The sequence below is a fragment of the Pantanalinema rosaneae CENA516 genome, assembly GCF_050753385.1.
Classification (GTDB): Bacteria; Cyanobacteriota; Cyanobacteriia; order Leptolyngbyales; family Leptolyngbyaceae; genus Pantanalinema; species Pantanalinema rosaneae.
This window is the reverse complement of the sequence record NZ_JBLZFZ010000076.1, coordinates 25,399-33,608: the sequence shown is the minus strand read 5'-3', so window position 1 is coordinate 33,608 and position 8,210 is coordinate 25,399. Positions and strand designations below refer to the sequence as shown.

Below are 8,210 nucleotides of genomic sequence, written 5' to 3'. Positions count from 1 at the left end.
CAATTGGGTTCCCCAGCGAGTGGGGACAATATACCAATGCTCAGTATCAGATCGACCTACTCACGTTTCCATTCAATTGGGTTCCCCAGCGAGTGGGAACAAACCAGACTTCTAAGGACATGTTTGGGTCTTCCCAATGTTTCCATTCAATGTGGTTCCCAGCGAGTGGGAACCGACAACCGTGATCCGCAAAACGGTAACGGTAACGAATGGTTTCCATTCAATTGTGGTTCCCAGCGAGTGGGAACATTCAGATAATGGTTTTTTGAAGTCTCATCAGCTTTGGTTTCCATTCAATTGTGGTTCCCAGCGAGTGGGAACCGGACGATCTCATCGTTCAGGCAGTAATCGAGGCGTTTCCATTCAATTGTGGTTCCCAGCGAGTGGGAACGGTTCCAGAACCAACAACAATGTTAGGTTTTGGTATAGCCGGTTTCCATTCAATTGTGGTTCCCAGCGAGTGGGAACCTTACCTGCTCAGGCACAATACTCACAGAGTGACTGCTTGTTTCCATTCAATTGTGGTTCCCAGCGAGTGGGAACCAGACTGGACGACCATCATTTTCAAATGATGAATTTTGTTTCCATTCAATTGTGGTTCCCAGCGAGTGGGAACTGTCGGGTTCTGAAATGCCTTATAGCAAAGCATCCTAGACCCCTATTTTCGTGGGGGTCTACTTTACCTGTCAATTGTATCCGCTCAATTGCAATAAACCTTGACATAAAATGGCTGTAACTGCCTTCCAGCAAGCTATCCGCTAGGCTCCGCACAAGAATGCCACTTTCAGAGCTTCCCCGACGCCCCCAACTTTTGAAGAAATCTATGGTTCCTGGGAATGAGAGAGCCATACTGAGGAGTCGTTAGAACACCGAGTAAAATACTACCATCTCTGGTAAATCAGTCGAGGCTCAGTATAGGTTTAGCCTATGGATGATGCCAAAGTGCGATCGAGTAACTCACAAATTTACTGATTCAAGCGCTCGAATGAGCTATCTGGGGGTATAGGAGTTGCCTTCAACTAACGATCGAGCCGCCTGTTCCCATATTAGGGGTCGAGCCGACATAAGTGTAAAAAAGTGCAACATGAGGCTATAACTCATTACCTGTAAGAGTTTTAGAGAATAGGTAACTTAAGCCACACTGCTGAGATTCATGAATAGTACAGGTTTGGACTACTTCTGACCTAAGTACTAATCAAAAATTAGTAGTACACAGCCTCTTTTGATACATTTTTAACGGCTGAAACCCGCATTCTCTCGTGGCACTTCTGCCGGGGAGCGCAAAAGTCCTCATGCTGAGCCTCACTTCGATAGATTTTCTAGAACTCAATCTGGATAAACCTTTCCGGCTCATCTTGCACTTTTTTACACTTATGTCGGCTCAACCCCTTGTCCGATTTCCCCGTCTGCCGCAAGAATTCCTCAATCTCGGGTATGTTTAGCAATGGAACAATAAACAACGCTAAGGCTGAAACTCTTGTATAGCAAAGGTTTCAGAAAGCAGTCAAAATTTGATTATTTGCTGTGCAACGCAATTACTCAAACGATTTTGCATGGTTCTAGACTTTTGACTCAACGAGGAATCAAGAGTTTCAGACCATAACTAAACGGTGATATAGTTCAAATTCAGTCCAGAGGTTTTGATGGCTAGAGAAGAGTGCCTAAACCTGTATTTTTTTGAAAAAGCGTGAAAGCTATATCTATCGGGACATTCAGCGATTTAAATGTCTTGAATTCTACGATAAAAAGAGGCTGCAACCCTTACCAGATAAAGGTTTTAGCCTTAGCGTTGTTTATCGTTCCATTGCTAAACATACCCGGACTTAGGAAATGAATTTGTATTTAGAGGTTGGGGGAATGAAGATGGTAGGTTTCCATTCAATTGGTTTCCCCAGCGAGTGGGGACTCACATGGCTAAGTACACTTTGTATCCAGCAGCTATTGAGTTTCCATTCAATTGATTTCCCCAGCGAGTGGGGACGAGGCAAAAGGGTTGGGCGATCGCCAAGATGGTGTTGCAGAAGTTTTCCATTCAATTGGTTTCCCCAGCGAGTGGGGACTAAAGAAATGGTCGAGTTTTACTACGACATTTACTAGTTTCCATTCAACTGGTATCCCCAGCGAGTGGGGACATTGCTTAGGCAACAAAAAAATCCAGACAGTGAGGGTTTGATTTCCATTCAATTGGTATCCCTAGCGAGTGGGGACCCGCAACATGGTCACAGTTCAGTGGGGAGAAGGACAAGTTTCCATTCAATTGGGTTCCCCAGCGAGTGGGGACTCAGCAAAAGCGCAAGCGCCGTCGAAAGTCTGAGGATTCCAGGTTTCCATTCAATTGGGTTCCCCAACGAGTGGGGACTTTGTGGCTGAATAAATATGGCATCGGCAGGATCGACTTTCCATTCAATTGGTTTCCCCAGCAAGTGGGGACGATAGAGTATGGCTCCTCCCTATCCAGCTAACCCAGCCGGAGTGTTTCCATTCCATTAGTTTCCCCAGCAAGTGGGGACATGAACACGGTAACTTTTTCCCATAAGAATTGCTATGACGGCATCGGGTTTCCATTCAATTGGTATCCTCCGCGAGTGAGGAGCAGGAACTCTCAGGTAGATTTCCTAACAAGGTTTGCAGAAGACTGTAAATACAGAAATCTTTAAATACGGAGATGCGTAAAACCTGAAATCAAGGAGGATTAGAGTGTGCTTTAAAAGCCAGAGATGGGTACTTCAACCTTTTGATCCTGCTTTTTAAGGGATCAAAAGGGTTTAAAGCACTGCCTAACCTAGTAGTCTGCCAAACAGACTTTGCCTAGTGTAACCATCCCTGGTAAAGTGACTCAAACAGTGGGGAGACAGGCATGAGTCAGAAGCGATACATTGTTGATTTGACCGAGACTGAAGTTCAAGAGCTAGAAACCATTTTGAGAACTGGAAAACACTCGGCTCGCAAACTCACCCGTGCTCGTATCCTGTTGCAAGTTCACCAGGGCAAGACCGACCGGGAAGTAGCAGACAGTTTAGGGGTGAATCTTTCTACGGTAGAACGCACCCGTGAGAAGTTTGTTCACTCAACCACCGTGGAGGAAGTCCTCAAGGATCGTCCCCATCCGCCCAAACCTCGTAAGCTTGATGCCAAAGCAGAAGCATTGTTAATGGCGACCGCTTGCTCAGATGCACCCGATGGGCGGGCGGAGTGGACAATGCAGTTGTTAGCCAATCGCCTGATTGAACTGCAAGTGGTGGAGTCGATTTCGGATGAAACCGTGCGCCAAACCCTGAAAAAAACGACATTAAACCGTGGCTGAAACAGCAGTGGTGCATTCCTGAGGTGAATGCCAAATATGTGTGGCGGATGGAGGACTTACTGGACTTATACGGTGAGGCTTATGACCCCAAGCGTCCCGTGATTTGCTTTGATGAACGTCCTTGTCCTTTGATTGGCGAAGTCCGTGTTCCCATCCCCCCAGAACCAGGTCAACCCGAACGGTACGATTATGAGTACAAACGCAATGGCGTCGTCAATCTGTTTGCCTTCTTTGAACCGTTAGCAGGAGAACGATTGATGGAAGTCACCCAGCAACGCACCAAAGTTGACTTTGCCCATCAAATGAAAACTCTGGTCGATGTTTACCATCCTGATGCCGATTGTATCCGCCTAGTTGTGGACAACCTCAATATCCATCATCCAGCCGCACTGTATGAGACATTTGAGCCACAAGAAGCCAATCGTATCCTCAAGAAGTTGGAATTTCATTACACTCCCAAACATGCCAGTTGGCTTAATCAAGTTGAAATTGAGTTTTCTGTGTTGGCGAGACAATGTCTCAATCGACGTATCCCGACCCCAGCAAAACTGGCTGAGGAAGTTAAGGCTTGGCAAGATGAACGTAATGCGCAAAAAGCCACAGTCAATTGGAGATTTTCGAGTGCAGATGCGCGGATTCGGTTAGAGCATCTCTATCCACAATTAGCGCAGGATGACTAGGCAAACTTCCCTTGGTGAACTACTAGTTATCGTGCATTAATATAATTTCTGTAAGTCCAGGAAGCTGTAAATCAGGTTTTCTGTAAATCTTTATTTCTTTAAATCATGAAAATCTCTATTCAGAATCAGAAAGGGGGCGTAGGCAAAACTACCCTAGCGATTCATCTCAGTCACGCTTTAGCGCTCAAAGGCGAAAGAGTGTTGCTCGTTGATGCGGATCCTCAGGGTTCTGCGCGTGATTGGGCAGCGGCAAGAGAAGATAAACCTCCCTTCTCCGTCATTGGTCTTGATCGCCCTACCCTCCATCGGGATTTGGCTCCACTTGCCAAAGATTATGACCATGTGGTGATTGATGGTCCACCCCGCGTTTCCGACTTGGCTCGTTCTGCCATCATTGCCGCAGATTTGGTAGTTGTCCCAATTCAGCCCAGTCCCTACGATGTTTGGGCAGCCGACGAAGTGATTAAACTGATCCAAGAAGCTTCTGTATTTAAGGAAAACCTGAAATCTGTATTTGTAATTAATCGTAGAATCGTAAATACAGCGATCGGGCGGGATGTCGGTGAAGCCTTAGCGGAATACTCGATTCCTGTACTCAAAACGGTGATTAGCCAAAGGGTGAGTTTTGCTGAATCGGCTGCCGCTGGAGAGACTGTGCTTGACACAGATCCCAAGGGGGCAGCCGCCAAGGAAATTCTTGCCCTGGCCAAGGAAATTCGGAACTTAGGAGTTTAACCAATGCCAGGAAAGAAAGTTAGTTTTGGTCGTAAGCCAGGAGTCCAAGAGAAGCCCATTGATGTGGAGGAGTGGGTAACAAACCGTGAGGCTCTGACTGAAGCAGAGCCACTGCTGCCATCAGCCGAAACAGCCAAGCCTGAAAAAATCAAACGGCTCACTCTAGACATTCCTGAAAGTTTGCATAAAGCCATCAAGCTCAAAGCAACGAACGAAGGGATAACGATGGTTGAGCTGTTAAGAGAACTGTTAGAGGAGCATTACGGCTCTAAATCCTAACCGTAATTGCAGAAATACATATTTACGCTTTTCAAGATTTACAGAAATACGTGAGTCGATTTATGATCTACGGTCTGCTGACATGCCGGGAGCAGCGTAATTAGTTCAGTAAGATAAAGGTAGGATTAATGATTTCAGTTTTTACTGATTTACAGAAATAATCGGATACAGAAATAAGGAGATTAGGGTGAGTGAGTTAGCCGCAGGGTATGGGCAATTGCTGGGCGAGATTAAGCAGCGGATTCGTTCTGCCCAATATGCTGCCCTCAAAGCTGTTAACAAAGAACTAATCACGCTGTATTGGGATATCGGCAGCTTGATTGTTGAACGACAACAGGGAGAAACCTGGGGAAAATCGATCGTTGAACAGCTAGCTAAAGATCTACAAACTGAGTTTCCCGGTATTAGTGGCTTCTCATCCCGGAATATCTGGCGGATGCGGGATTTTTACCTGTCGTATCATGCCAATGAAAAACTGTCACCATTGGTGGCAGAAATTAGTTGGAGCCATAATCTGGTGATTATGGAGAAATGCAAAGACGACCTGGAGCGAGAGTTTTATCTTCGGATGACTCGCAAGTTTGGGTGGACCAAGAATGTTCTGATCCACCAAATCGAGAACCAGACCTATGAGAAGACCTTGCTGAATCAGACGAATTTTGAGGTGGCGGTCGCAGAGAAGTACCGTAACCAGGCCAAGCTGGCAGTGAAGGATGATTACGTGTTCAGCTTCCTGGAATTAGGATCGGAGCATTCCGAGCGAGAGCTAGAAACAGCGATTCTGGCTAAGGTACAACCGTTTTTACAGGAAATGGGAGGTCTATTCAGCTTCATTGGTAATCAACAACGACTAGAAGTCGGGAACCGCGAATATTACGTCGATCTGTTGCTATACCACCGTGCCCTGCGTTGTCTGGTGGCGATCGACCTCAAAATTGGGGAGTTTGAGCCGGAGTACATTGGCAAGATGCAGTTTTACCTGGCAGTGCTAGATGACAAAATGCGAATGCCTTTCGAGAACCCTTCTATTGGGATCATTCTCTGCAAGTCAAAGGACAAGACGACGGTTGAATATGCATTAAAGGATGCCACGAAACCGATCGGGGTCGCAACCTATCGCACTTTCTCTGCCTTGCCTCAAGAGTTACAGGGACAACTCCCTGAACCTGAGCAAGTCGCAAAATTATTGGAAGGAATTGAGTAAATCAGTATTTCTTTTTTTCTTGATTTCTGTAAATCCTTATATAAGGAAACACGGAAACAAATCTATGGCGCAAAAATAATACAGTGGCAAGGTTTATTTCCTCTAATCTCAATTGGTTTCCCCAGCGAGTAGGGACTACCCAATCGATCCGTCAAGCCCAGGAACGGTTGGAGTTTCCATTCAATTGGTTTCCCCAGCGAGTGGGGACTGTTGACACCTCTCTAAGAGATGGTGTGATTCCGGTCGGTTCGGGTGCCTCACGTTTCCATTCAATTGGTTTCCCCAGCGAGTGGGGACCGGGTGTTGAACTGATTGCTGTTCCCCCTGCCTACACCAGCCAAACCTGCCACGTCTGCAAGTTTCCATTCAATCGGTTTCCCCAGCGAGTGGGGACGACACGAATACTCCGGTGTTCAGCGGCCCGTTCGTTATGGTGTTTCCATTCAATTGGTTTCCCCAGCGAGTGGGGACGTTAATTATGGATTCCAAATTGTCTCGCGCACTAGCCAACAAGTTTCCATTCAATTGGTTTCCCCAGCGAGTGGGGACTGATCACCAGTCTGAGGAGTGGGAGTACGAACTAGACGAACAAGTTTCCATTCAATTGGTTTCCCCAGCGAGTGGGGACTCAATACGGCTTGAGTGTCCTGTGCTATGGGCACATTCATGGCAGTTTCCATTCAATTGGTTTCCCCAGCGAGTGGGGACTTTCTAGTGAGTCCTGAAAAGTTCTCATTAGAAACACTGTTTCCATTCAATTGGTTTCCCCAGCGAGTGGGGACTTCCGGTTATTACAGTATTCACTGCTAAGACTTTAGATGTTTTAGTTTCCATTCAATTGGTTTCCCCAGCGAGTGGGGACCTTATCAGAACATTGGGATGCGCCTTGTGGTAAGGGATGGGAGTTTCCATTCAATTGGTTTCCCCAGCGAGTGGGGACGCAACGTAAAGCTGGATTATTCCAATCCATACTGGGTTTCCATTCAATTGGTTTCCCCAGCGAGTGGGGACTTTGAAACTGCCTCAAGTGCCCCAAGCCGTCAGGGGAGGAATCTTTTCCAAGTTTCCATTCAATTGGTTTCCCCAGCGAGTGGGGACATTAGGGGCACTTTGGCAGCTACACGGTATTACCGTCATCCCTGTTTCCATTCAATTGGTTTCCCCAGCGAGTGGGGACTACTTTGATCGCGTGTATCTACAAGGTGTTAATTTCGTAAAGTTTCCATTCAATTGGTTTCCCCAGCGAGTGGGGACAATTCAGCGGGGTACTGGAAAGACACGATGGGAGTTGTGTTTCCATTCAATTGGTTTCCCCAGCGAGTGGGGACTGATGAGCCTAAATACAGCAACATCCCCGGTCGTGATAAGTTTCCATTCAATTGGTTTCCCCAGCGAGTGGGGACCTGTTAGTTGAAGTAATTGTGAGACAAAAGGGTGGAAGTTTCCATTCAATTGGTTTCCCCAGCGAGTGGGGACACTTTAGTTAAGTAGACGTAAGTGCAACATGATACGAGTTTCCATTCAATTGGTTTCCCCAGCGAGTGGGGACTCGACCGTGCAACTGTGGCAGCGGTGATCGCTGGACAAGTTTCCATTCAATTGGTTTCCCCAGCGAGTGGGGACGCTAGAATTTCGCAATGGCGCAAACTCAGTCAAATCTAGCAGTTTCCATTCAATTGGTTTCCCCAGCGAGTGGGGACTCGGTGAGGCATTCTATCGGATTCGATTCAAAGAACAGTTTCCATTCAATTGGTTTCCCCAGCGAGTGGGGACATTGCCGTCGAATCAGAAGCCGAATCGGAAAATGTCATCGGTGTTTCCATTCAATTGGTTTCCCCAGCGAGTGGGGACCCAAGAAAGTTGTTGAAGTTTCATTCGTGAACAACGCTGTTTCCATTCAATTGGTTTCCCCAGCGAGTGGGGACAGGACACGGAAATCATGCTGCATCTTGCGGTTACTAAAGTTTCCATTCAATTGGTTTCCCCAGCGAGTGGGGACTGAATGAAA

5 protein-coding genes and 2 CRISPR repeat arrays (1 of these 7 running past the window's edge) are annotated in these 8,210 nt (G+C 46.7%); all 5 genes read left to right on the top strand.

Translation table 11 applies throughout. The annotated features are described in order from the left end of the window. The coding region (locus ACN4EK_RS28495) for a hypothetical protein (RefSeq protein WP_431661817.1) at window positions 1-185 on the top strand (185 nt) is incomplete at its 5' end. 27 nt (window positions 186-212) lie between these two features. Then, a CRISPR array of direct repeats spans window positions 213-616; the repeat unit is 36 nt; unit sequence GTTTCCATTCAATTGTGGTTCCCAGCGAGTGGGAAC. Window positions 617-2,857: 2,241 nt separating this feature from the next. After that, window positions 2,858-3,984 (top strand): IS630 family transposase gene (locus ACN4EK_RS28490; RefSeq protein ID WP_431661816.1). Its coding sequence is split into 2 segments (ribosomal slippage): window positions 2,858-3,278 and window positions 3,278-3,984, totalling 1,128 coding nucleotides; the frame shifts between segments, so codons are not numbered across the junction. A gap of 105 nt (window positions 3,985-4,089) precedes the next feature. Beyond that, entirely contained in the window at window positions 4,090-4,719 is a 630-nt protein-coding gene (gene parA, locus ACN4EK_RS28485) for a ParA family partition ATPase (RefSeq protein WP_431661815.1), read from the top strand. Between the two features lie 3 nt (window positions 4,720-4,722). Continuing rightward, window positions 4,723-4,998: a toxin-antitoxin system HicB family antitoxin gene (locus ACN4EK_RS28480; RefSeq protein WP_431661814.1), complete on the top strand. Its 276-nt coding sequence runs from the start codon at window positions 4,723-4,725 to the stop codon at window positions 4,996-4,998. 187 nt (window positions 4,999-5,185) lie between these two features. Beyond that, the gene (locus ACN4EK_RS28475; protein ID WP_431661813.1) at window positions 5,186-6,202 is read left to right on the top strand and encodes a PDDEXK nuclease domain-containing protein; all 1,017 of its coding nucleotides are present in this window, start codon (window positions 5,186-5,188) and stop codon (window positions 6,200-6,202) included. 100 nt (window positions 6,203-6,302) lie between these two features. Next, a CRISPR array of direct repeats spans window positions 6,303-8,210; the repeat unit is 36 nt; unit sequence GTTTCCATTCAATTGGTTTCCCCAGCGAGTGGGGAC (it continues 600 nt past the right edge of the window).

Excerpts from the sequence above, each read along its gene's own strand:
- parA (WP_431661815.1), top strand. The coding sequence starts at position 4,090 with ATGAAAATCTCTATTCAGAATCAGAAAGGGGGCGTAGGCAAAACTACC.
- ACN4EK_RS28480 (WP_431661814.1), top strand. The coding sequence starts at position 4,723 with ATGCCAGGAAAGAAAGTTAGTTTTGGTCGTAAGCCAGGAGTCCAAGAG.